Annotated in this window: 20 protein-coding genes and 1 pseudogene; 17 read left to right on the top strand and 4 right to left on the bottom strand. The window is 67.8% G+C overall.

Annotated elements, in window-relative coordinates; all coding sequences use genetic code 11:
- The first annotated feature begins 94 nt into the window (after nucleotides 1–94).
- The 8 genes and pseudogenes from AC07PF_RS02980 to AC07PF_RS02945 all read left to right on the top strand — a co-directional run bounded on the left by AC07PF_RS02980 (nucleotide 95) and on the right by AC07PF_RS02945 (nucleotide 8,107).
- A complete protein-coding gene (locus AC07PF_RS02980; protein WP_145694732.1) occupies nucleotides 95–1,165 on the top strand; it encodes an asparaginase in 1,071 nt (356 codons plus the stop codon).
- A 305-nt stretch (nucleotides 1,166–1,470) separates the two neighbouring features.
- Nucleotides 1,471–2,391, top strand: a complete 921-nt coding sequence (glyQ, locus tag AC07PF_RS02975; protein ID WP_007851987.1) for a glycine--tRNA ligase subunit alpha — start codon at nucleotides 1,471–1,473, stop codon at nucleotides 2,389–2,391.
- Nucleotides 2,392–2,412: 21 nt separating this feature from the next.
- On the top strand, nucleotides 2,413–4,548 hold the full coding sequence (gene glyS / locus AC07PF_RS02970; protein ID WP_494610841.1) for a glycine--tRNA ligase subunit beta: 2,136 nt from the start codon (nucleotides 2,413–2,415) through the stop codon (nucleotides 4,546–4,548).
- A 35-nt stretch (nucleotides 4,549–4,583) separates the two neighbouring features.
- On the top strand, nucleotides 4,584–5,150 hold the full coding sequence (gmhB, locus tag AC07PF_RS02965) for a D-glycero-beta-D-manno-heptose 1,7-bisphosphate 7-phosphatase (protein WP_007851981.1): 567 nt from the start codon (nucleotides 4,584–4,586) through the stop codon (nucleotides 5,148–5,150).
- A gap of 67 nt (nucleotides 5,151–5,217) precedes the next feature.
- The gene (locus AC07PF_RS02960) at nucleotides 5,218–5,964 is read left to right on the top strand and encodes a lysophospholipid acyltransferase family protein (protein ID WP_494610840.1); all 747 of its coding nucleotides are present in this window, start codon (nucleotides 5,218–5,220) and stop codon (nucleotides 5,962–5,964) included.
- Between the two features lie 35 nt (nucleotides 5,965–5,999).
- Nucleotides 6,000–6,926, top strand: coding sequence for a M48 family metallopeptidase (locus tag AC07PF_RS02955; RefSeq protein WP_494610839.1), 927 nt, complete (start codon nucleotides 6,000–6,002; stop codon nucleotides 6,924–6,926).
- Nucleotides 6,927–6,994: 68 nt separating this feature from the next.
- Nucleotides 6,995–7,495 (top strand): annotated as a pseudogene (locus tag AC07PF_RS02950) (MBL fold metallo-hydrolase); the annotation flags it as partial.
- Nucleotides 7,496–7,615: 120 nt separating this feature from the next.
- A complete protein-coding gene (locus AC07PF_RS02945; RefSeq protein ID WP_369751434.1) occupies nucleotides 7,616–8,107 on the top strand; it encodes a rhodanese-like domain-containing protein in 492 nt (163 codons plus the stop codon).
- Between the two features lie 65 nt (nucleotides 8,108–8,172).
- On the opposite strand, the gene lysM is transcribed toward AC07PF_RS02945, so the two are convergent.
- A complete protein-coding gene (gene lysM / locus AC07PF_RS02940; protein ID WP_007851976.1) occupies nucleotides 8,173–8,655 on the bottom strand; it encodes a peptidoglycan-binding protein LysM in 483 nt (160 codons plus the stop codon).
- Nucleotides 8,656–8,849: 194 nt separating this feature from the next.
- Here lysM and AC07PF_RS02935 point away from each other — a divergent pair, with 194 nt between their 5' ends.
- A complete protein-coding gene (locus AC07PF_RS02935) occupies nucleotides 8,850–9,617 on the top strand; it encodes a type III pantothenate kinase (protein WP_494608337.1) in 768 nt (255 codons plus the stop codon).
- Between the two features lie 24 nt (nucleotides 9,618–9,641).
- On the opposite strand, the gene AC07PF_RS02930 is transcribed toward AC07PF_RS02935, so the two are convergent.
- From AC07PF_RS02930 to AC07PF_RS02920, 3 genes are all read right to left on the bottom strand, one after another.
- Nucleotides 9,642–10,415: a hypothetical protein gene (locus AC07PF_RS02930; RefSeq protein ID WP_494610838.1), complete on the bottom strand. Its 774-nt coding sequence runs from the start codon at nucleotides 10,413–10,415 to the stop codon at nucleotides 9,642–9,644.
- Nucleotides 10,416–10,470: 55 nt separating this feature from the next.
- Nucleotides 10,471–11,136, bottom strand: coding sequence for a TetR/AcrR family transcriptional regulator (locus AC07PF_RS02925; protein WP_007851973.1), 666 nt, complete (start codon nucleotides 11,134–11,136; stop codon nucleotides 10,471–10,473).
- Between the two features lie 225 nt (nucleotides 11,137–11,361).
- Entirely contained in the window at nucleotides 11,362–11,973 is a 612-nt protein-coding gene (locus tag AC07PF_RS02920) for a phasin family protein (RefSeq protein WP_494608336.1), read from the bottom strand.
- Between the two features lie 230 nt (nucleotides 11,974–12,203).
- On the opposite strand from AC07PF_RS02920, the gene AC07PF_RS02915 reads away from it, so the two are divergent.
- The 8 genes from AC07PF_RS02915 to AC07PF_RS02880 all read left to right on the top strand — a co-directional run bounded on the left by AC07PF_RS02915 (nucleotide 12,204) and on the right by AC07PF_RS02880 (nucleotide 20,789).
- Complete coding sequence (locus AC07PF_RS02915; protein ID WP_494610837.1) at nucleotides 12,204–14,189, top strand: SDR family oxidoreductase; 1,986 nt, start codon at nucleotides 12,204–12,206, stop codon at nucleotides 14,187–14,189.
- Nucleotides 14,190–14,300: 111 nt separating this feature from the next.
- Nucleotides 14,301–15,389, top strand: a complete 1,089-nt coding sequence (gene rfbB, locus AC07PF_RS02910; protein ID WP_494610836.1) for a dTDP-glucose 4,6-dehydratase — start codon at nucleotides 14,301–14,303, stop codon at nucleotides 15,387–15,389.
- Nucleotides 15,386–16,276, top strand: a complete 891-nt coding sequence (gene rfbD / locus AC07PF_RS02905) for a dTDP-4-dehydrorhamnose reductase (protein WP_494610835.1) — start codon at nucleotides 15,386–15,388, stop codon at nucleotides 16,274–16,276. Before rfbB ends, rfbD begins: the two co-directional genes overlap by 4 nt.
- Nucleotides 16,277–16,286: 10 nt before the next feature.
- Nucleotides 16,287–17,171, top strand: a complete 885-nt coding sequence (gene rfbA / locus AC07PF_RS02900) for a glucose-1-phosphate thymidylyltransferase RfbA (RefSeq protein WP_007851963.1) — start codon at nucleotides 16,287–16,289, stop codon at nucleotides 17,169–17,171.
- 18 nt (nucleotides 17,172–17,189) lie between these two features.
- Nucleotides 17,190–17,756 carry a dTDP-4-dehydrorhamnose 3,5-epimerase gene (gene rfbC, locus AC07PF_RS02895; protein ID WP_007851962.1) on the top strand — a complete coding sequence of 189 codons (567 nt, stop codon included), beginning with the start codon at nucleotides 17,190–17,192 and terminating at the stop codon, nucleotides 17,754–17,756.
- A gap of 32 nt (nucleotides 17,757–17,788) precedes the next feature.
- Nucleotides 17,789–18,754, top strand: a complete 966-nt coding sequence (locus AC07PF_RS02890; RefSeq protein WP_494610834.1) for a glycosyltransferase — start codon at nucleotides 17,789–17,791, stop codon at nucleotides 18,752–18,754.
- Nucleotides 18,751–19,887 carry a DUF1972 domain-containing protein gene (locus tag AC07PF_RS02885; RefSeq protein ID WP_494610833.1) on the top strand — a complete coding sequence of 379 codons (1,137 nt, stop codon included), beginning with the start codon at nucleotides 18,751–18,753 and terminating at the stop codon, nucleotides 19,885–19,887. Before AC07PF_RS02890 ends, AC07PF_RS02885 begins: the two co-directional genes overlap by 4 nt.
- Complete coding sequence (locus AC07PF_RS02880; protein WP_494610832.1) at nucleotides 19,884–20,789, top strand: glycosyltransferase family protein; 906 nt, start codon at nucleotides 19,884–19,886, stop codon at nucleotides 20,787–20,789. Before AC07PF_RS02885 ends, AC07PF_RS02880 begins: the two co-directional genes overlap by 4 nt.
- Nucleotides 20,790–20,963 lie beyond the last annotated feature (174 nt).

Here is a 20,963-nt window from a genome sequence, read left to right as displayed (position 1 = left end):
TCATACCATCCGGCACCGCCAACGAGCGGGTGAGGGCGCCAGCGGCACCAAGCGCGGCAACCCTCTTCAAAACAACTGTCTGGAGATTCCCGTCATGCGCATTTCCCATCCCGTGCACCGCTGGCTTGCCGGCCTGCTGCTCTCGGCCGCATCGGCCGTGGCCATGGCCCAGGCGGCCCGTCCCCATGTCGTGGTGCTGGCCACCGGCGGCACCATTGCCGGCGCTGGCGCCTCGGCCGCCAACAGTGCGACCTATGCCGCGGCCAAGGTGCCGGTGGACAAGCTGCTGGCCGGCCTGCCCGAGCTGGCGAGCGTGGCCCGTGTCTCGGGTGAGCAGGTGTTCCAGATCGCCTCGGAAAGCTTCACCAACGAGCACCTGCTGCAGCTGGGCAAGCGCGTCTCGGCCCTGGCCAAGCAGGCCGACGTGGACGGCATCGTCATCACGCACGGCACCGACACGCTCGAAGAAACCGCCTACTTCCTGAACCTGGTGGTGCGGACCTCCAAGCCCATCGTGGTCGTGGGTTCCATGCGCCCCGGCACGGCCCTGTCGGCCGACGGCGCCCTCAACCTGTACGACGCCGTGGGCGTGGCCGCCAGCAAGGATGCGGCCGGCAAGGGCGTGCTGGTCACCATGAACGACGAGATCCAGAGCGGTCGCGACGTGAGCAAGACCATCAACATCAAGACCGAGGCCTTCAAGAGCCAGTGGGGCCCGCTGGGCATGGTGGTGGAAGGCAAGAACTACTGGTTCCGTGCCCCGGTCAAGCGCCACACGGCCGCGTCCGAGTTCAACATCGACGAGATCCAGTCCCTGCCCGCGGTCGACATCGTCTATGGCTACGGCAACATGAACACCACCGGCATCGAGGCCTACGGCAAGGCCGGCGTGAAGGCGCTGGTCCACGCCGGCACCGGCAACGGCTCGGTCGCCGCACAGGCCGTGCCTGCCCTGCAGGCGCTGCGCGCCCAGGGTGTGCAGGTGGTGCGCGCGGCCCGCGTGCCCGACGGCTTTGTACTGCGCAATGCCGAACAACCCGACGACAAGTACGACTGGGTCGTGGCCCACGACCTGCGCCCGCAGAAGGCCCGCATCCTGGCCATGGTGGCCCTGACCAAGACCAACGACAGCAAGGAACTCCAGCGCATCTTCTGGGAGTACTGATTTCTTGAATTGGCGCACCACGTGTGCGCCGACCGGCTGCCCTTGCGGGCAGTCACCGGTGCGCACCGGCAGACAGACAGCTTGCGCAATCGGTTGGAAAGGCCGGGGCTCCAAAAGGGCCCCGGCCTTTGTACTTGGGGCGGTGTTTTCGTGGCCGGGAGCAGCCTGCCGAGGGTCTGCGAGCGAAGGCGTGCTGCAGCGCCGTAAAATCACCGGTTTGCGTGCGCAAAGGGTCACCTCTGCGCAGCGGCCTTTTTCCATTCCCCCTTAATGCCCGGCCCTGGTCCGCCAGCGCCACAGACGCCATGTTGACATTCCAGCAAATCATCCTGAAGCTGCAGTCCTACTGGGACGCGCAGGGTTGCGCCCTCCTGCAGCCCTACGACATGGAAGTGGGTGCCGGCACCTCGCACACCGCCACCTTCCTGCGCGCCATCGGCCCCGAGCCCTGGAAGGCGGCCTACGTGCAGCCCAGCCGCCGCCCCAAGGACGGCCGCTACGGCGAGAACCCCAACCGCCTGCAGCACTACTACCAGTTCCAGGTGGTCCTGAAGCCCGCACCGTCCAACATCCTGGAGCTGTACCTGGGCTCGCTGGAGGCCCTGGGCTTCGACCTGAAGAAGAACGACATCCGCTTCGTCGAAGACGATTGGGAGAACCCCACCCTGGGCGCCTGGGGCCTGGGCTGGGAAGTCTGGCTCAACGGCATGGAGGTGACGCAGTTCACCTACTTCCAGCAGGTGGGCGGCATCGACTGCAAACCCGCCACGGGCGAGATCACCTACGGCCTGGAACGCCTGGCCATGTACCTGCAGGGCGTGGACAACGTCTACAACCTGACCTGGACCGAGGGAGCGGACGGCTCCAAGCTCAGCTACGGCGACGTTTACAAGCAAAACGAGGTGGAGCAATCCACCTACAACTTCGAGCACAGCGACGCCGACTTCCTGTTCACCGCCTTTAACGCGCACGAAAAGCAGGCCAAGCACCTGATGGAGCAGCAACTGGCCCTGCCGGCCTACGAGCAGGTGCTCAAGGCCGCCCACAGCTTCAACCTGCTCGATGCGCGCGGCGCCATCAGCGTGACCGAACGTGCCGCCTACATCGGCCGCATCCGCAACCTGGCGCGCGCCGTGGCGCAAAGCTACTACGAGAGCCGCGAGCGCCTGGGCTTCCCCATGGCCCCCCGCGAATGGGTGGAGCAAATGGCCAAGAAGACCGCCTGAACCCGCCGGAGCCCCTGACAAATGACGACAACGCAAAACCTCCTGGTCGAACTGTTCGTGGAAGAGCTGCCTCCCAAGGCGCTCAAGAAGCTGGGCGACGCCTTTGCCGGCGTGCTGGCCGAGCAGCTCAAGGCCCTGGGCCTGGCCACGCCGGCCTCCACCGTGACGGCATTCGCCTCGCCCCGCCGCCTGGCCGCCCACCTGACGGCCGTGGCCGACAAGGCCGCCGACAAGGCCGTGCAGCAAAAACTCATGCCCGTGACCGTGGGCCTCGATGCCGGCGGCAATGCCACGCCGGCCCTGCTCAAGAAGCTGCAGGCCCTGGGCGCCGACGTGTCCGACCCCGCAGCCGCCGTGGCCGCGCTCAAGCGCGCCCCCGATGGCAAGGCCGAGGCCCTGTTCTATGACAGCGTGCTGCCCGGCGCCACGTTGCAGGAAGGCCTGCAGAAGGCGCTGCTGGAGTCCCTCGCCAAGCTGCCCATCCCCAAGGTCATGAGCTACCAGCTCGAGTCCGACTGCGAACTGCCCGGCTGGACCAGCGTGAACTTCGTGCGCCCCGCGCACGGTCTGGTGGCGCTGCACGGCAGCACCGTGGTGCCGGTGAAGGCACTGGGCCTGTCGGCCGGCAACAGCACGCAGGGCCACCGCTTCGAGGCGGCCGTGTCGCCCGTGGTGTTCAAGGACGCCGACAGCTATGCTGCCACGCTGCAGGGCGATGGCGCCGTGATCGCCTCGTTCGAAGGCCGCAAGGCCGAGATCGCGCGCCAACTGTCCGCCGCCGCCGCCAAGGTGGGCAATGGCGCCCGCCCGATCGAAGACGACGCCCTGCTCGACGAAGTGACGGCCCTGGTCGAGCGCCCCAATGTGCTGACCTGTGCGTTCGAGCAGGAATTCCTCGACGTGCCGCAGGAGTGCCTGATCCTCACGATGAAGGCCAACCAGAAGTACTTCCCGCTGCTCGACGCGGCCGGCAAGCTCACCCACCAGTTCCTGGTGGTGAGCAACATCAGCCCCACGGACGCCAGCTTCGTGATCGGCGGCAACGAGCGCGTGGTGCGCCCGCGCCTGGCCGATGCCAAGTTCTTCTTCGACCAGGACCGCAAGAAGACGCTGGCCTCGCGCGTCGAAGGCCTGTCCAAGGTGGTCTACCACAATAAGCTGGGCACGCAGGGTGAGCGCGTGGAGCGCGTGCGCGCCATCGCCCAATCCATTGCCGAACAGCTGGGCGACGCCACGCTGGTGGCGCAGGCCGACCAGGCCGCGCAACTGGCCAAGACCGATCTGGTGACCGACATGGTCGGCGAGTTCCCCGAGCTGCAGGGCACCATGGGCCGCTACTACGCGCTCAACGACGGCCTGGGCGAAGTGGTGGCGGACGCCATCGAGGACCACTACAAGCCCCGCTTTGCCGGCGACACGCTGCCGCGCAACAGCGCCGGCGTGGTGGTGGCGCTGGCCGACAAGCTCGAGACGCTGGTGGGCATGTTCGGCATCGGCAATCTGCCCACGGGCGACCGCGACCCGTTCGCGCTGCGCCGCCATGCACTGGGCGTGATCCGCATGCTGGTCGAGAAGGACCTGCCGCTGGACATGGGCGCGCTGCTGGCCGGTGCCGTGCCCGCCTTCGGCGACAAGATCACCGATGCCTCGGCCGCGCTGGCCGATTTCATCTACGACCGCCTGGCCGGCAGCCTGCGCGAGCAGGGCTACAGCGCCCAGGAAGTCGATGCCGTGCTGGCCCTGCGCCCGCAGCGCCTGGCCCTGGTCGAAAAGCAGCTGGCCGCCGTGCGCGCCTTTGCCGCGCTGCCCGAAAGCCCGGCCCTGGCCGCAGCCAACAAGCGCGTGGCCAACATCCTCAAGAAGGCCGGCGAGGTGGATGCGCACGTCAATCCCGAGCTGCTGCAGGAAAAGGCCGAGCAGGACCTGTATGCCGCGCTGCAGCGCTTCGTGCCCGAGGCCAATGCCCAGTTCGACGCGGGTGACTACACCGCGTCGCTGCAGACGCTGGCCGTGCTGCGCGCTCCGGTCGACGCCTTCTTCGACGATGTGATGGTGAACGCCGAGCAGATGGACCTGCGCCTGAACCGCCAGGGCCTGCTCAAGAGCCTGCACGACGCGATGAACCGGGTAGCCGACCTCTCCCGTCTGGCGGCCTGACCTGCTAGGCTGGCGGCTGTCACAAGGGGATTCCCATGAAACTCGCCATCCTGGACCGCGACGGCACCCTGAACCCGCTGGGTGAGGATTTCATCACCTCGCCCGAGGAGTGGACGGCCGTTCCCGGCGCGCTCGAGGCCGTCGCGCGCCTGAACCACGCTGGCTGGCATGTGGCGCTGGCCACCAACCAGCCGGGCCTGGGGCGCGGGCTGTTCGACGTGGTGGCGCTCAATGCCATCCACGCCAAAATGCACAAGCAGCTGTCCGCCGTGGGCGGGCGCATCGATGCCGTGTTCTATTGCCCCCATGCGCCCGAGGAGGAATGCACCTGCCGCAAGCCCGGCCCGGGTCTGCTGGAGCAGATCAGCGACCGCTACGGGGTGGAGCGCCACGACGTGCAGGTGGTGGGCAGCTGCCTGGCGCACCTGCAGGCGGGTGCTGCGCTGGGCGCGCAGCTGCACCTGGTGTGCACTGGCAGCGCGGCCGGCCTGGTGCCGGGACAGGCACTGCCGCCGGGCTATCCCCCGGGCACCCAGGTGCACGACAGCCTGGCGGCGTTTGTCGAGCAACTGTTGCCGACGGCTCCCCTGATGGCGGTCTGACCTTTCGCAACACCCTCATGGCTACCCCGCGCCTGCGCCGCGGCGGGCAGCGCAAGACCTTCATACCATGGCCCTGATCCGTTCCATCATTCACCTGCTCTGGATGGCGACCACCGTCATGCCCTATGCGTTGCTCATCATGCTGGGCACCCTGTTCGGCGTGCGCGGCCTGCCGCTGTACCGCATCGCGGCCGCGTGGCTGTCGCTGTGCATCAGCGGCGCGCGTGTGCTGCTGGACATTCGCGCCCGGGTGTCGGGCATGGAGAACCTGCCGCAGGGCGAGCACGAGGGGGCCATCCTGCTGGTCAAGCACCAGTCGACCTACGAGACCTTTCTGATGCCCACGATCATGCCGCACCCGCTGGCCTATGTGTTCAAGAAGGAGCTGCTCTACGTGCCCTTCTTCGGCTGGGCCATCGGCCGGCTGGACATGATCCACATCGACCGCAGCCAGCGCGCCCAGGCCTTCAACAAGGTGGTGCAGCAGGGCAAGGACCTGCTGGCCAAGGGCATCTGGATCATCATGTTCCCCGAAGGCACGCGCATCGAGCGCGGACAGAAGGGCACCTACAAGACCGGTGGCACGCGCCTGGCCATCGAAACCGGCGCGCCGGTGGTGCCCATTGCCGTGACCTCGGCCAAGGTGTGGGGCCGCCGGGCCTTCGTCAAGCGCCCGGGCGTGGTGGATGTGTCCATCGGCAAGCCGATCTCCAGCGTCGGGCGCGAAGCGGAAGAGCTGATGCAAGAGGTCGAGGCGTGGATCGAGGCCGAGATGCGTCGCCTCGACCCCGAGGCCTATCCCGCAGTCCATTGACTGCCTGTTGACCGCGCATTGATCGGACGCCCCCCATGATGCAGCGGCTCGTGCAGATGGCGCTGGACTTCTTCGACGCGCCGCCCCCTGGCGCCGCGCCGCCACCGGTTGCCAAGGTGCCCGCCACGCCACCGCCCCGGCCCGTGGGACCGCCAGCGGTCCCCCTGCCTTCGCTGCTGTCGCCTGCCGAATTCCGCCATCCCGAGGCCAAACGCGAACTGCTGCTGGGCGAGGCCGTGGTGGCCTATGCGCTGCAGCGTGCGCGCCGGCGCACCATCGGTTTCAGCGTGGGGCCCGATGGCCTGTCGGTGCGCGCTCCCAGTTGGGTGACCCTGGGCGCCATCGATGCGGCGCTGCGCGAAAAGTCCGACTGGATCCTGCGCAAGCTCGGTGAGGCGCGCGAGCGCCAGCAGCGCATGGAGGGGGGGCGCATCGTCTGGGCCGACGGCGCTGTCCTGCCCTACCTGGGCCGGCCGATCACCGTGGTGCTCGACCCTGCGCACGGCTTCAGCGGTCGCGGCGGGCAGCTCAAAGCCATCGCCTCGGCCGAGGATCCGGATGCGCCGCTGGCCTCGCGCCTGCACATCGGACTGCCGCACAGCGCCGGGCCCGCGCAGATCCGCGATGCCGTGCAGGCCTGGCTGATGCGCGATGCCAAGCGCCATTTCACCGAGCGCCTGGAGCACTTCGCGCCGCTGCTGGACGTGCGCTGGACCAGCCTGCGCCTGTCGAGCGCGCAGACACGCTGGGGCAGCGCCAAGGCCGATGGCTCCATCCGCCTGAACTGGCGCCTGCTGCACTACCGGCCTGCGGTGATCGATTACGTGGTGGCGCACGAGCTGGCCCACCTGCGCGTGATGGACCACAGCCCGCGCTTCTGGGACACGGTGGCCACCGTCGTCCCGGACTATGCAGCCCTGCGCAACCACCTGCGCGACGAGCCCGCCCCCCTTTGGGATTGAGCGCGCGCGGGGCAGGGAGACACCGGGCGCGGCACAATGGCAGCAACACCGCCATTCCCGCGCCCACCATGATCCCCCTGCAGCTCTTCGACCCCGCCTCCAGCACCTACACCTACGTGCTGCACGACCCCGCCACGCGCCAGGCGGTCATCATCGACCCCGTGGACGAGCACCTCGACCGCGACCTGGCCGTGCTGCAGTCTTTGGGCCTCACGCTGCGCTGGACGGTGGAAACCCACACCCATGCCGACCACATCACCAGTGCCGCACGCCTGGCCGAGCACACGGGTGCGCAGATGGCCGTGCCGGCGGGTTGCGACATCGGCACGGCGGTCGTGCAGCTTGAGCACGGCCACACCCTGGATTTCGGCGGCGAAGCGCTGGAGGCGCTGCACACGCCCGGCCACACGGCGGGCAGCATGTCCTACCGCTGGCGCAACCATGTGTTCACGGGCGATGCGCTGCTCATCAACGGCTGTGGCCGCACGGATTTCCAGTCGGGTGACGCCGCGGCGCTGTACCGCAGCATCACGGGCGTGTTGTTCGCGTTGCCCGATGACACCACGGTCTGGCCCGGCCACGACTACCAGGGCCGCAGCCACAGCAGCATCGGTGCCGAGAAGGCCGGCAACGCCCGCGTGGCGGGCCGCAGCCAGGCCGAGTTCGTTGCGTTGATGGAGTCGCTCAACCTGCCGCGCCCGCGCCGCATGGACGAGGCCGTGCCCGCCAACCAGCACTCGGGCCAGCGCCAGGACGCCGATGGCGCGTCGCTGCAGGCGCCGCGCGGGGCCGAAGGCTATGCCGGCGATGTATCGCCCGCGCTGGCCTGGCAGTGGGTGCAGGAGGGCCAGGCCGTGCTGGTGGACGTGCGCAGCGATGCCGAGCGCGAATGGGTGGGCCAGGTGCCTGGTGCCGTGCCTGTGGCCTGGAAGCAATGGCCCGGCATGGCCATGAACCCCGATTTCGATGCACAGATCCGCCTGGCTGTGCCCGAGGGTGGGCGCGTGGTGTTGCTGTGCCGCAGCGGCGTGCGCTCGGTGGCGGCCGCCAAGCGTGCGACCGAGCTGGGCATCACGGCCTACAACATCCTCGAAGGGTTCGAGGGGGATGCCGATGGCCAGGCGCATCGAGGCCGCAAAGGCGGCTGGCGCTTCAGAGGCCTGCCATGGCGACAGGGCTGAGCACCATGCACCATGAAAAAAGCGGGCCTTGCGGCCCGCTTTTTTCGTTGGGAAGCGCTGTGCGCTCAGAGCGGCGGGATGCGCAGCTTCTGGCCTGGGTAGATCTTGTCGGGATGCGTGAGCATGGGCTTGTTGGCCTCGAAGATCTTGGGGTACTTGTTGGCATCGCCGTAGAACTTCTTGGCAATGGCCGAGAGCGTGTCACCGCGCACCACGTCGTGGTACTGGGCTTCGGGCTCGGGGTTGGTCACGTTCATCAGGTTCTCGACGCTGGTGACGCTGGCCACGTTGCCGCAGCACAGGGTGACTTTTTCCTTGGCCGCCTGCGTGGGGGCATCGCCCTTGACGGTGACCTTGCCCTGGCTGCCATCGAAGGCGACCTGCAGGTTGGTCGCGCCCAGGTTCTGGGTGCCGATGTAGGTCTCGATGGCCTTGGCCGCCGTGGCGTTGAGGTCGTCCTGCGATGGAGCGGCGGCCGTGGCGGCGTGCGCATCCTTGCCGCCGAACAGCTTTTCACCGGCTTCCTTGATGAAACTGAAAAGACCCATGTCGTATCTCCTAAGGTTGCACAAAACAGGAAGGGCCACTGTAGCGGCAAAGTGCGACGCCGCAATGTAAGACGGGCGCGCGACACGATTTTTCACATTGACGCACGCGGGCTGTCCCCGGTGCGACGGCGTGCATGGCACGGGTTATGGGGGGCGGCAGGTGCGCCCGGCCAAAACTCGGGATAATCCGCCGCATGACTTTTCTGGCCATCGACGTCGGCAACACCCGCCTCAAATGGGCACTGTACGACGCCCACCGCCCCGGGGCCACGCTACTGGCCCACGGCGCCGAATTCCTGGACCACATCGAGAAGCTCGCCGAAGGCAGCTGGGCCGACCTGCCGGTGCCGCAGCGCATGCTCGGCTGCGTGGTGGCGGGTGACGCCGCCAAGCGCCGCGTTCAGGAGCAGATGGAGCTGTGGGACGTGGGCGCACAGTGGGTGGTGTCCTCGGGCGAGGAGGCGGGGCTGGTCAACGGCTACGACCATCCCTCGCGCCTGGGCTCGGACCGCTGGGTGGCCATGATCGGTGCGCGCCACCATGTGCTGGCCCAGGGGGCTGCGCGGCCGCTGGTGGTGGTGATGGTGGGTACGGCGGTCACCGTGGAGTGCATTGACGCGCATGGGCGCTTCATGGGCGGGTTGATCCTGCCGGGCCACGGCATCATGCTGCGCGCGCTCGAAACAGGCACTGCCGGCCTTCATGTGCCCACGGGCGACGTGCGCATGTTCCCCACCAACACCAGCGATGCGCTGACCAGCGGCGGCACCTATGCCATCGCGGGCGCCGTGGAGCGCATGGTGCAGCATGTTATCCAGCACTGCGGCGAGGAGCCGGCCTGCATCATGACCGGCGGCGCCGGCTGGAAGATGGCGCCGAGCATGACGCGCCCCTTTGAGCTGGTGGACAACCTGATCTTCGACGGACTGTTGGAGATCGCCTCCCGGCGCTTTGCTGGCTGAGCGCCGGGGCGGCGCCCAGCGGCGTCAGTCTTCCAGCTCGGCGCGCGCCATTTCCACGTCCAGGCGCTCCATGGCGTCGGCGGAATCGCAGGCAGCGGCCTTCTCGTAGAGCTGGGTCGCTTCCTTCATCTTCTTGTCGCCTTCGAGCATCACCAGCGCATTGGCGTACTCCACCATGGCGATGGCCGATCCGGGGTTGAGCTTGAGGGCTTCCTGGAACAGCTTGAGCCCGGTGTCCTTCTTGGCGCCATAGGTCATGCCACCGATCAGCGAGCCCACCTTGTCGATCACCTCGGCGTGGAAGGCGCCCAGCGCAATGCGGGCGTCGGCGTGCTTGGGGGCCAGGGCGATGGATTTCTCGAGCGACTCCTTGACCTTGCCGCCCAGGCCCTGGGCCAGGGCCTTGGCCACGCTGATGCCCTGGCTGTAGCGGCCCAGGGCGTAGGCATGCCAGTACCAGGCATTGGCGTTGTTCGGGTCGTCACCGGCCTGGGCTTCGGCGCGCTCGGCCACCTGGGTGAACAGGTCCAGGCGGGTCTTTTCCTTCTGCTCGAGGTAGTTGGCGTAGATGGCCGTGGCCTTGTTGGCCACGGTGATGCCGGGGCCGCCAGCGGCCAGGCCGGCGGCGGTGGCTTTCTCGAAGTCACCGCTGTGGAACAGCGCCCAGGCCTGCAGCACAGCCGCGTCCTTGGGGCAGGGCTCGGCGTCGCCGCTGTGCAGCCGGGCCCAGTGCTTCTTCACGCTCGTGGCATCGAAGCTGTAGTCACCCGCATGGGGAAAAGGGGTCCATTTGGCCATGGTGTGTCTCCTGTGGTTCTTGGGGTCGGGTGTTGGGGGGATGGCGCCTGGGCGCTCAGCCCGGTGGGGTGGCGGCGTAGGCGCCAACGAGTTCCAGCAGGTGTGCGCGCTGCCCGCTTTCCAGGTAGGGCATGAGCAGGTTGAGCACATGGTGGGCGCCGCGCAGCAGGGCCGCCTGGGCGCTTTCGGGCTCCAGGGCGCGGCGCGGGTCGCGCACGTACTCGAAGCTCAGCCAGTAGGTCAGCACCACCACCATGCTGGTCGCCGTGGCCTCGAGCTCGCGCGTGTCGATGTGCAGCGCGTCCGAGCGGCCCATGCCATCCAGCATGGCGCGCACGGCGCGGGTCTTGTTCTTGAGGATGGCCTGGAAATGGGTCTCCAGGCGCCGGTTCTTGGACAGCAGGTCGTTGAGGTCGCGGTACAGAAAACGGTACTGCCAGATGAGCTCGAACAGCGTGTGCATGAAGAACCAGGCGTCCTCCACGTTGCGCACCCCGTCGGCGGCGGCGAGCAGCTCGGTCAGCGACTGCTCATAGCGGTCGAACAGCGCATTGATCAGCTCGTCCTTGGCCGGGTAGTGGTAGTACAGGTTGCCGGGGCTGATGCGCAGCTCGGCCGAGATCAGGGTGGTGGAGACGTTGGGTTCGCCAAACCGGTTGAACAGGTCCAGCGTGACTTCCAAGATGCGTTCTGCGGTGCGTCGCGGCGCTTTCTTCACCATGTGTGCGGGCCCTCTTCGCGTCGTTTTGGATCGGTGTTGGGATGTCTCTGGTGGCTACTCTAACCGAGGCGCTGATGCTGCACTGCATCAATATTGGCATGTCCTTAGAACCGGTTTCCATGCCCTGCGGCAAGGGAGGCCAACGAAAAAACGGCTGGCACGCACAGGGCGTGTCAGCCGTTCGCAGCAACGGGCCGGTCGGGGCGGCCCATTGGCTGGGGGCGATCAGTTGGAAGCGGCAGCTGCCGAGGCGGGCGCAGCGGCCTTGGCGCTGGCCTTCTTCGCGGGGGCTGCTGCCTTCTTGGCAGGAGCGGCCTTGGCGGCAGGCTTGGCTGCAGCCTTGCGGGGGGCGGCGGCCTTCTTGGCGGCTGCCTTCTTCGCGGGGGCGGCTGCCTTCACTGCGGCCTTGGCAGGTGCCTTGGCCGGGGCTGCCTTGCCGGTGCCCTTGGTCAGTGCGTCCACGCGCGCCGTCAGGGCTTCCAGGTCACGCGCCGAGGGCACGCCGAGCTTGGACAGGGCCTTGGCCACGCGGTCTTCGAAGATGTTCTCGAGCTTGTCCCACTGGCCCTGGGCCTTGGTGCCGATGTCGCTGGCCATGGTGGTCACGCGGCTGGTGGCTTCGGAGATCTTCTCTTCGGCCACGGCCTGGGTCTTGCGCTGGATGGACAGGCCTTCCTTGACCAGGGACTCGAACACCTTGCCGCCTTCTTCCTGGGCCTTGGAGAAGGCACCCAGGCCCGCCAGCCAGATCTGCTGGGCCGAGTCCTTGACGGTGCTCGACAGCTGGGCATTGCCATTCTTCTTGTCGGCGCTGAGTTTCTGCAGTTTCTTGACCATGGGGCCTCCGGTATGCGGGTGGGTGGTTGGGGTTGCCAGTGCCGGGTGGCTTTGGCGCATGGCCGAACTGTACGCCGCGTGGCAGGCCAGGTGTAGGCGCGCGCTCCTAAAAACGTAGAGCGTGGCCTCTAGCAGGCCATGCTGGTCGGCCACCGGGCTGCGCGGGTTTGTGCTGAATCCACCGGCCATGCGCTTGGGCAAGAATGAACAGATCTCACAGGAGTTTTTTCATGCAGTATTTCGTGACGGGAGCGACGGGGTTCATTGGCAAGCGGCTCGTGAAGAAGCTGCTGGAGCGCAAGGGGGCCGTGGTGCACTTCCTGATCCGGCGCGAGAGCGCGGACAAGGTGGCCGACCTGCGCAGCTACTGGGGCGTGTCGGCCGCGCGGGCGGTGCCGGTGTTCGGCGACCTCACGGCCAAGAAGCTCGGCGTGGCCTCCGAGGACGTGAAAAAGCTCAAGGGCCAGATCGACCACTTCTACCACCTGGCCGCGGTCTACGACCTCGGGGCGGATGAGGAAACCCAGGTGGCCGTGAACATCGAGGGCACGCGCAATACGGTCGACCTGGCCAAGGCCATCGACGCCGGGCACTTCCACCATGTCTCGTCCATCGCCGCGGCCGGCCTGTACGAAGGTGTGTTCCGCGAGGACATGTTCGAGGAGGCCGAGGGCCTGGACCACCCGTACTTCCAGACCAAGCACGAGAGCGAGAAGATCGTGCGCGAGGACTGCAAGGTGCCCTGGACGGTGTACCGCCCGGCCATGGTGGTGGGCGACAGCACGACCGGTGAGATGGACAAGATCGACGGCCCCTACTACTTCTTCAAGCTGATCCAGCGCCTGCGCCAGCTGCTGCCGCCCTGGATGCCCACCGTGGGCCTGGAGGGCGGGCGCGTGAACATCGTGCCGGTGGACTTCGTGGTCAACGCGCTTAACGTCATCAGCCACCAGAAGGACATCGGCAAGAAGTGCTACCACCTGGTGGACCCGGTGGGCTACCGCGTGGGCGACGTGCTCGACATCTTCAGCCGCGCCGCGCATGCGCCACGCATGAACCTGTTCATCAACGCCGCGCTGCTGGGCTTCATCCCCAAGGGCATCAAGAAGAGCCTGATGGCCATGGCGCCCGTGCGCCGCGTGCGCAATGCCGTCTTGAAGGACCTGGGCCTGCCCGAGGACATGCTGACCTTCGTGAACTACCCCACGCGCTTCGATTGCCGCGAGACCCTGGCGGCGCTCAAGGGCTCGGGCGTGAGCTGCCCCAACCTCAAGGACTATGCCTGGCGCCTGTGGGACTACTGGGAGCGCAACCTCGACCCCGAGCTGTTCATCGACCGCAGCCTCAAGGGCACGGCGGGTGGCAAGGTGGTGCTGGTCACGGGGGGCTCCTCGGGCATCGGCCTGGCGGCCGCGCACAAGTTTGCTGAGGCGGGTGCCACCACCATCATCTGCGGCCGCGACCAGGACAAGCTCGACGAGGCCTGCGCCGAAGCCCGGGCCAAGGGCTACGAGTTCATCGCCTATGCCGCCGATATCGCCGACATGGCCGATTGCGACCGCTTCGTGCAGCTCCTGATCGACAAGCACGGCGGCGTGGACTTCCTGATCAACAACGCGGGCCGTTCCATCCGCCGCGCCATCGAGTCGAGCTACGACCGCTTCCACGACTACGAGCGCACCATGCAGCTCAACTACTTTGGCTGCCTGCGCGTGACCATGGGCTTTCTGCCCGGCATGGTGGCCAAGCGCAAGGGCCATGTGGTCAACATCAGCTCCATCGGCGTGCTGACCAATGCGCCGCGCTTTTCGGCCTATGTGGCCAGCAAGGCCGCCCTGGATGCCTGGACGCGCTGTGCCTCGAGCGAGTTCGCCGACCAGGGCATCACCTTCACCACCATCAACATGCCGCTGGTGCGCACGCCCATGATCGCGCCGACCAAGATCTACAACAACGTGCCCACGCTGAGCCCCGAGGAGGCGGCCGACATGATCGCCCAGGCCTGCATCTTCAAGCCGGTGCGCATCGCCACGCGCCTGGGCATCACCGGGCAGATCCTGCATGCGCTGGTGCCGCGCGTGGCGCAGATCACCATGAACACGAGTTTCCGCATGTTCCCGGATTCCACCGCCGCCAAGGGGGCCAAGGACGCCAAGCCGCAGCTTTCCGCCGAAGCGGTGGCGCTGCAGCAGATGATGCGTGGCATCCATTTCTGATGGCCTTTCCACCCGCCCCGGCCGGCCCGTGTTGAACTCTGTTACCGGGTAACCGGGCGGGGTGGGATAATCGCGGGTTCTGCCGAGCAGGCATTTCACACAGCCCACCCTATGATTCTGGTTACCGGCGGCGCGGGTTTCATCGGCGCCAACTTCGTTCTTGACTGGCTTGCTGCCTCCAGCGAGCCCGTCGTCAACCTCGACAAGCTCACCTACGCGGGCAACCTGCACAACCTGGACAGCCTTCAGGGCGATGCCCGCCATGTCTTCGTGCAGGGCGATATCGGCGACACCGCCCTGATCGCCCGCCTGCTGGCCGAGCACAAGCCGCGTGCGGTGGTCAACTTTGCGGCCGAATCGCATGTGGATCGCTCCATCCACGGGCCCGAGGACTTCATCCAGACCAACATCGTCGGCTCGTTCCGCCTGCTGGAGGCCGTGCGCGCCCACTGGAGCTCACTGCCCGAGGGCGAGCGCGCGGCGTTCCGCTTCCTGCATGTCTCCACCGACGAGGTGTACGGATCGCTGGCACCCACGGACCCGGCATTCGCCGAGACGCGCGGTTTCGAGCCGAACAGCCCCTACAGCGCCAGCAAGGCCGCCAGCGACCACCTGGTGCGCGCCTGGCACCACACCTACGGCCTGCCGGTGCTCACCACCAACTGCAGCAACAACTACGGGCCCTACCACTTCCCCGAGAAGCTGATCCCGCTGATGATCGTCAACGCCCTGGCCGGCAAGAACCTGCCGGTGTACGGCGATGGCATGCAGGTGCGCGACTGGCTCTACGTGAAGGACCACTGCAGCGCCATCCGCCGCGTGCTGGAAGCCGGCGCCCCCGGCGAGACCTACAACGTGGGCGGCTGGAACGAGAAGCCCAACATCGAGATCGTGAACATGGTCTGCGGCCTGCTCGATGAGCTGCGCCCCCGCGCCGATGGCCAGAGCTACCGCACCCAGATCACCTATGTAAAGGACCGTCCGGGCCACGACCGCCGCTACGCCATCGATGCGCGCAAGATCGAGCGCGAGCTGGGCTGGAAGCCTGCCGAGACCTTCGACACCGGCATCCGCAAGACCGTGCAGTGGTACCTGGAGCATGCCGACTGGGTGGCCAGCGTGCAGACCGGTTCCTACCGTGACTGGGTGCAGACCCAGTACGCGCAGGAGCCCGCAGCCGTTGCGGACGCCAGCGCATGAACATCCTGCTCTTCGGAAAGGGCGGCCAGGTCGGCTGGGAACTGCAGCGTAGCCTGTCCGTGCTGGGTACGGTCACGGCGCTGGACTTCGACAGCACCGAGCACTGCGGTGACTTCTCCAACCCCGCTGGCGTGGCCGAAACGGTGCGCGCCCTGCGCCCCGACGTCATCGTCAACGCCGCGGCCCACACCGCCGTGGACAAGGCCGAGAGCGAGGCCGACTTCGCCCGCACGCTGAACGCCACCACCCCTGGCGCCATCGCGCAGGAGGCCGCGAAGCTTGGCGCCTGGCTGGTGCACTACAGCACCGATTACGTGTTCGATGGCAGCGGCAGCCGCCCCTGGGTGGAGTCCGATGCACCCGCCCCCTTGAGCGTCTACGGCCGTACCAAGCTCGAAGGCGAGCAGCTGATCGCCCAGTCCGGCGCGAAGCACCTGATCCTGCGCACCAGCTGGGTGTATGCCGCACGCGGCAGCAATTTCGCCAAGACCATGCTGCGCCTGGCCCAGGAGCGCGAGCGCCTGACGGTGATCGATGACCAGTGGGGCGCACCGACCGGTGCCGACCTGCTGGCCGATGTGACGGCCCACGCCATTCGCCACCTGCAGCAGCACCCCGAGGATGCGGGCCTGTACCACCTGGTCGCAGCCGGCGAGACGAACTGGAACGAGTACGCGAAGTTCGTGCTGGCACTGGCCGCGAAGCACCCGGTGGGTGAAAAGATCGTCGCCAAGGAAGTCGCTCCCGTGCCGACCAGCGCCTTCCCCACGCCAGCCGTGCGCCCGCACAACTCGCGCCTGGACACCACCAAGCTGCGCAGCACCTTCGGCCTGACCCTGCCGCATTGGCAGGCCGGCGTGGCGCGCATGCTCACCGAGATTCTCTGAAAAATACCCCATGACGGCACGCAAAGGCATCATCCTCGCCGGAGGCTCCGGAACCCGGCTGCACCCGGCCACCCTGGCCATCAGCAAGCAATTGCTGCCGGTGTACGACAAACCCATGATCTATTACCCGCTGAGCACGCTGATGCTCGCGGGCATCCGCGACATCCTGGTGATCAGCACCCCGCAGGACACGCCGCGTTTCGAGCAATTGCTCGGCGATGGCAGCCAGTGGGGCATCAACCTGCAGTATGCGGTGCAGGCCAGCCCCGACGGTCTGGCGCAGGCCTTCGTGATCGGCGAGTCTTTCCTGGCGGGAGCGCCCAGCGCGCTGGTGCTGGGTGACAACATCTTCCACGGGCACGACTTCCACGAACTGCTGGGCAGCGCGGCCGAGCGCACCGATGGCGCCACCGTGTTCGCCTACCATGTGCACGACCCCGAGCGCTACGGCGTGGCCGAGTTCGACGCCAACGGCAAGGTGCTGTCGCTGGAGGAAAAGCCCAAGGTCCCCAAGTCGAGCTATGCGGTGACGGGCCTGTATTTCTACGACAACCAGGTGGTGGAGCTGGCCAAGGGCCTCAAGCCCTCGGCCCGGGGCGAGTACGAGATCACCGACCTCAACCGACTGTACCTGGAGCGCGGCCAGCTGAACGTGGAGATCATGGGCCGGGGCTACGCCTGGCTCGATACCGGCACGCACGAGAGCCTGCTCGAAGCCGGCCAGTTCATCGCCACGCTGGAGCACCGCCAGGGCCTGAAGATCGCGTGCCCCGAAGAGATCGCCTGGCGCTGCCAGTGGATCGACAGCGCGCAACTGGAGCGCCTGGCGCAGCCGCTGACCAAGAACGGGTACGGCCAGTACCTGATGCGCGTGCTCAAAGAAAAGATCTACTGATTCCCTGAAATTCATTCCATGCAAGCAACCCGACTGGCCATTCCCGACGTCGTGCTGATCGAACCCAAGAAGTTCGGCGACGCGCGCGGCTTCTTCTTCGAAAGCTTCAACCAGCGCGCCTTCAACGAGGCGACCGGTACCGACCACGATTTCGTGCAGGACAACCACAGCCGCAGCGCCCGCGGCGTGCTGCGCGGCCTGCACTACCAGGTCCAGCAGCCCCAGGGCAAGCTGGTGCGCGTGGTGCGTGGTGCCGTGTTCGACGTGGCGGTGGACATCCGCAAGGGCTCGCCCACCTTCGGCCAGTGGGTCGGTGAGGAGCTGAGCGAAGACAACCACCGCCAGCTGTGGGTGCCGCCGGGCTTTGCGCACGGCTTCCTGGTGCTCAGCGAGACGGCGGAGTTTCTGTACAAGACCACCGACTACTACGCGCCGGCGCACGAGCGCTGCATCATCTGGAACGACCCTTCCATCGGCATCGAATGGCCCGACATCGGCGCCAACCCGCTGCTGTCGGCCAAGGACCAGCAGGGCCTGACCCTGGAGAACGCGGAAGTCTTCGCTGCTGTTGCCGCCACCCGCTGACGGCGGCCCCTGGCGCACCTGAAAAGTCCGGCATGACCCTGCATGTGCTCCTGTGCAGCCACAACGGGGCCCGCTTCATTGCGCAGCAGATTGCCTCGATCCGCGCCCAGTCCCGCGCCGTGGACGTGATCCACGTCTTCGACCATGCGTCCGACGACGGCACGCGGGCCGTGCTGAGCCAGCTGGCGTCCCAGCCGGGCGCCCCCCTTGAGCTGCACTGGCTCGGCGACGCTCCCGGGCCGGCGATGTCCTTCTTGCGTGCCATCGGCTATCTGGCATCCCGCGTCGATGCGGCAGACAGTATCTTCCTGGCCGACCAGGACGACGTCTGGCTGCCCGGCAAGGTGGCTGCCATGCTGGAGGCAGCGGCCCACAGGCCCCGGCCCTGGGCGCTGTTCCATGACGTGCAGGTGGTGGACGAGGCGCTCGCCCCTCTGCAGCCCAGCTTCTACACCGGCAACCCGTACGCCGTGCCGCGCGACCTCGATCCCCGACGGTTGCTGCTGACCAACCCGGTGGTCGGGCACACGCTGCTGCTCTCCGGGGACTTTCTGGCGCTGATGGCCCGGTTGCCCGGGCAGGATGCCTATGTGATGCACGACTGGGCCGTGGCCCTGGTGGCCCAGCGCATGCAGTGCCTGGTCTATGTGCCGCAAGCCCTGTCGCTGTACCGGCAGCACGGTGCCAACCTGCTGGGGGCATCGCGCGAGCGCCGGCTGGGTGAGCAGCTGCAGCGCGGCATGCAGCTGGCCGAACGCGTGCTGGTGCAGGCCATGGCCTGGGCGCGGGCCCCCTCGTCAGGGCTGGTGCCCGCTGCCAGCGCAGCAGCGGGGCCGGTGTGGCTGTCTCGGCCCTGGGCCGGCCACAGCCGCCTGCGTACGGCCCTGCACCTGGCCTTCCATGCCCTGGTGTCGGCACCCACGCTGCGGCGGCGGGCCCTGGGCATCTTCCTGTTGCTGCAATTGCTGCGCCCTGCCCATGGGAGTGCCAGGCCGTGAAGGGTGCGGCCGCCAAGGCACTGCGCATCGCCGTCATCGGCACCGATGGCATGCCGGCCCGCTACGGCGGGTTCGAGACCTGCGTGGAGCAACTGGCGCCACGGCTGGCCCGGCGTGGCCATGCCGTGCAGGTGTTCGGCTCCTCGGTCGGGCGCACAGAGCGGGCGGTTCCCCAGGCGGGTCTGGTGCACCGCTACCTGCCGCTGCGTGCCAACGGCCTGTGGTCCGTGCCGTACGACCTGCTCAACTTCCTGCTCTGCTGGCGCCAGTCGGATGCCATGCTGGTGATGGGTGTCTCGGGCGGCATTTTCATGCCCTGGCTGCGGCGCCTGGCTGGCCGGCGCCGCATCATCGTGAATGTGGACGGGCTGGAGACCCGGCGCGACAAGTGGACCGGTTTCAAGCGCTGGTTCCTGGCGCGCAGTGAAGCCCTGGCCGTGCGCCATGCCCACGTGGTGGTGAGCGACAACCAGGCCATCGCCGAGATGGTGCAGGCCCGGTACGGCCGCGCCAGCACCGTGATTGCCTATGGCTGCGACCATGTGCAGCAGTTGCCCGCAGCCGAGGCCCAGGCCCTGGTGCGCGAGCGCTTCGGCCTGGCACCGGGCGGCTACCTGCTGACCGTGGCCCGCATCGAGCCCGAGAACCAGATTGCCGAGATGCTGCAGGCCTTTCTGGCCTCGCCCCAGCCCCAGTATGTGGTGGTGGGCAACTTCGGCGGTACGCCGCTCGGACGCGAGCTGCAGGCCCGCTACCAGGGCGAGCCGCGCATCCGGTTCATCGACTCGCTGTTCGACCCCCGGGCGCTGGCCGCCCTGCGCGCCTGCTGCCACATCTACCTGCACGGCCACAGCGTGGGGGGCACCAACCCTTCCCTGGTGGAAATGCTGCCCTATGGTCGGCCGCTGCTCGCCTTCGACTGCAGCTTCAACCGCCATACGCTGGCGGGTGGGTGCGGTTACTTTGCCGACGTGCCGTCGCTCATGGCGCAGCTGCAGCACCCGGCGCTGCCGGCCTGGGTGCCGGGGCCGCAACTGGTGCAGTCGGCGCGCTACCGCTGGGAGGCGATCGCCGACGCCTACGAGGCGCTGTGCCGCGCAGACGCCGTCCGCAGCGGGGGCGGCACGCCATGAGCCCGCGTGTGCTGGCTTGCGTGGTCGCCTACCTGCCGCAGGCGGACCGGCTGGCGGCCCTGATCGAGCGCCTGCTGCCGGACGTGGCGGGCCTGCTCGTCATCGACAACGGCCAGACCATCGACCCGCAGGCCGCCCCCTGGAACCAGATGCAGGGCGTGCAGTGGTACCGCGCGCCCCGCAACCTGGGCATGGGCGCTGCGCTGGAGATCGCACGCGGGCGTGTGCTGGCGCAGGGCTACGATTTTCTGCTGAGCTTCGACCAGGACTCCCTGCCACCTCCTGGCTATGTGCCGCAGCTGCTGGGCATCTGGGCGCGCGAGGCCGATGCGACCTGGGCGGCGCTGGGCGCGGCCGTGGTGGATGAAGCCACGGGCGCGCCCCTGCCGGTGACCCGGGTGGATGGGCGGGGGGGGCTGGTGGCGTCCAGTGCCCTGGTGCCTGGCCCGGCCGCAGCGGTGGACCATGTGATCACTTCCGGCTGCCTGGTCGCGGCGCCGGCCCTGGCTGCTGTGGGGCCGTTTCGCGCCGACTGGTTCATCGACCTGGTTGACACCGAGTGGTGTTGGCGCGCGCGGCACCGCGGCCTGGTGGTGGTGCAGACTGGCGATGTGGCGATGGTGCACACCATTGGGCGGGCGGGCGTGCGGGTGCTGGGGCGCAGGGTGCTCGCGCATGCGCCGGCGCGTGTGTACTTCCAGGTGCGCAATGCCTTGTGGCTGCTGCGTTCGCGCGAGGTTCCGGCAGGTTGGCGCAGGCACCTGGTCGCGCCGCTGCTGCGCAAGGTGGCACTCCAGGCGCTGCTGCCCGACCAGCGGCTGGCGCGCTGGGCGGCGGTGGCGCGCGGCGGCTGGCAGGGCCTGGTGGGCCGGCCCGATGCCCAGGATCGCTCGCGCGTGTGACGCCCTGAAGGCAGGCGGGGTGTCTCCGCGACCACGCTGCTGCGCAAAAAACAGCCGTTGTAATCGATTGGCAGGGCAACAATCCGTTGCATCGGAACGGATTTGCGCACGATCAGAGCTGCATACGACAGAATATAGAATTGCAGACCTGCCCAGCAGCCCGCCCAGGCGGTC

This window comes from Acidovorax sp. GW821-FHT10A04 (genome assembly GCF_059415825.1).
The sequence above is the reverse complement of the archived record's forward strand: the minus strand, read 5'-3'. Positions and strand labels throughout refer to the sequence as shown.

Coding starts and splice junctions, on each gene's coding strand:
- AC07PF_RS02930 (WP_494610838.1), bottom strand. CDS start 10,415: ATGGCCAAATGGACCCCTTTTCCCCATGCGGGTGACTACAGCTTCGAT.
- AC07PF_RS02920 (WP_494608336.1), bottom strand. CDS start 11,973: ATGGTCAAGAAACTGCAGAAACTCAGCGCCGACAAGAAGAATGGCAAT.
- AC07PF_RS02960 (WP_494610840.1), top strand. CDS start 5,218: ATGGCCCTGATCCGTTCCATCATTCACCTGCTCTGGATGGCGACCACC.
- rfbD (WP_494610835.1), top strand. CDS start 15,386: ATGAACATCCTGCTCTTCGGAAAGGGCGGCCAGGTCGGCTGGGAACTG.
- rfbC (WP_007851962.1), top strand. CDS start 17,190: ATGCAAGCAACCCGACTGGCCATTCCCGACGTCGTGCTGATCGAACCC.
- rfbA (WP_007851963.1), top strand. CDS start 16,287: ATGACGGCACGCAAAGGCATCATCCTCGCCGGAGGCTCCGGAACCCGG.
- glyQ (WP_007851987.1), top strand. CDS start 1,471: ATGTTGACATTCCAGCAAATCATCCTGAAGCTGCAGTCCTACTGGGAC.
- AC07PF_RS02955 (WP_494610839.1), top strand. CDS start 6,000: ATGATGCAGCGGCTCGTGCAGATGGCGCTGGACTTCTTCGACGCGCCG.
- AC07PF_RS02935 (WP_494608337.1), top strand. CDS start 8,850: ATGACTTTTCTGGCCATCGACGTCGGCAACACCCGCCTCAAATGGGCA.
- glyS (WP_494610841.1), top strand. CDS start 2,413: ATGACGACAACGCAAAACCTCCTGGTCGAACTGTTCGTGGAAGAGCTG.
- lysM (WP_007851976.1), bottom strand. CDS start 8,655: ATGGGTCTTTTCAGTTTCATCAAGGAAGCCGGTGAAAAGCTGTTCGGC.
- AC07PF_RS02925 (WP_007851973.1), bottom strand. CDS start 11,136: ATGGTGAAGAAAGCGCCGCGACGCACCGCAGAACGCATCTTGGAAGTC.
- AC07PF_RS02915 (WP_494610837.1), top strand. CDS start 12,204: ATGCAGTATTTCGTGACGGGAGCGACGGGGTTCATTGGCAAGCGGCTC.
- AC07PF_RS02880 (WP_494610832.1), top strand. CDS start 19,884: ATGAGCCCGCGTGTGCTGGCTTGCGTGGTCGCCTACCTGCCGCAGGCG.
- AC07PF_RS02980 (WP_145694732.1), top strand. CDS start 95: ATGCGCATTTCCCATCCCGTGCACCGCTGGCTTGCCGGCCTGCTGCTC.
- gmhB (WP_007851981.1), top strand. CDS start 4,584: ATGAAACTCGCCATCCTGGACCGCGACGGCACCCTGAACCCGCTGGGT.
- AC07PF_RS02890 (WP_494610834.1), top strand. CDS start 17,789: ATGACCCTGCATGTGCTCCTGTGCAGCCACAACGGGGCCCGCTTCATT.
- rfbB (WP_494610836.1), top strand. CDS start 14,301: ATGATTCTGGTTACCGGCGGCGCGGGTTTCATCGGCGCCAACTTCGTT.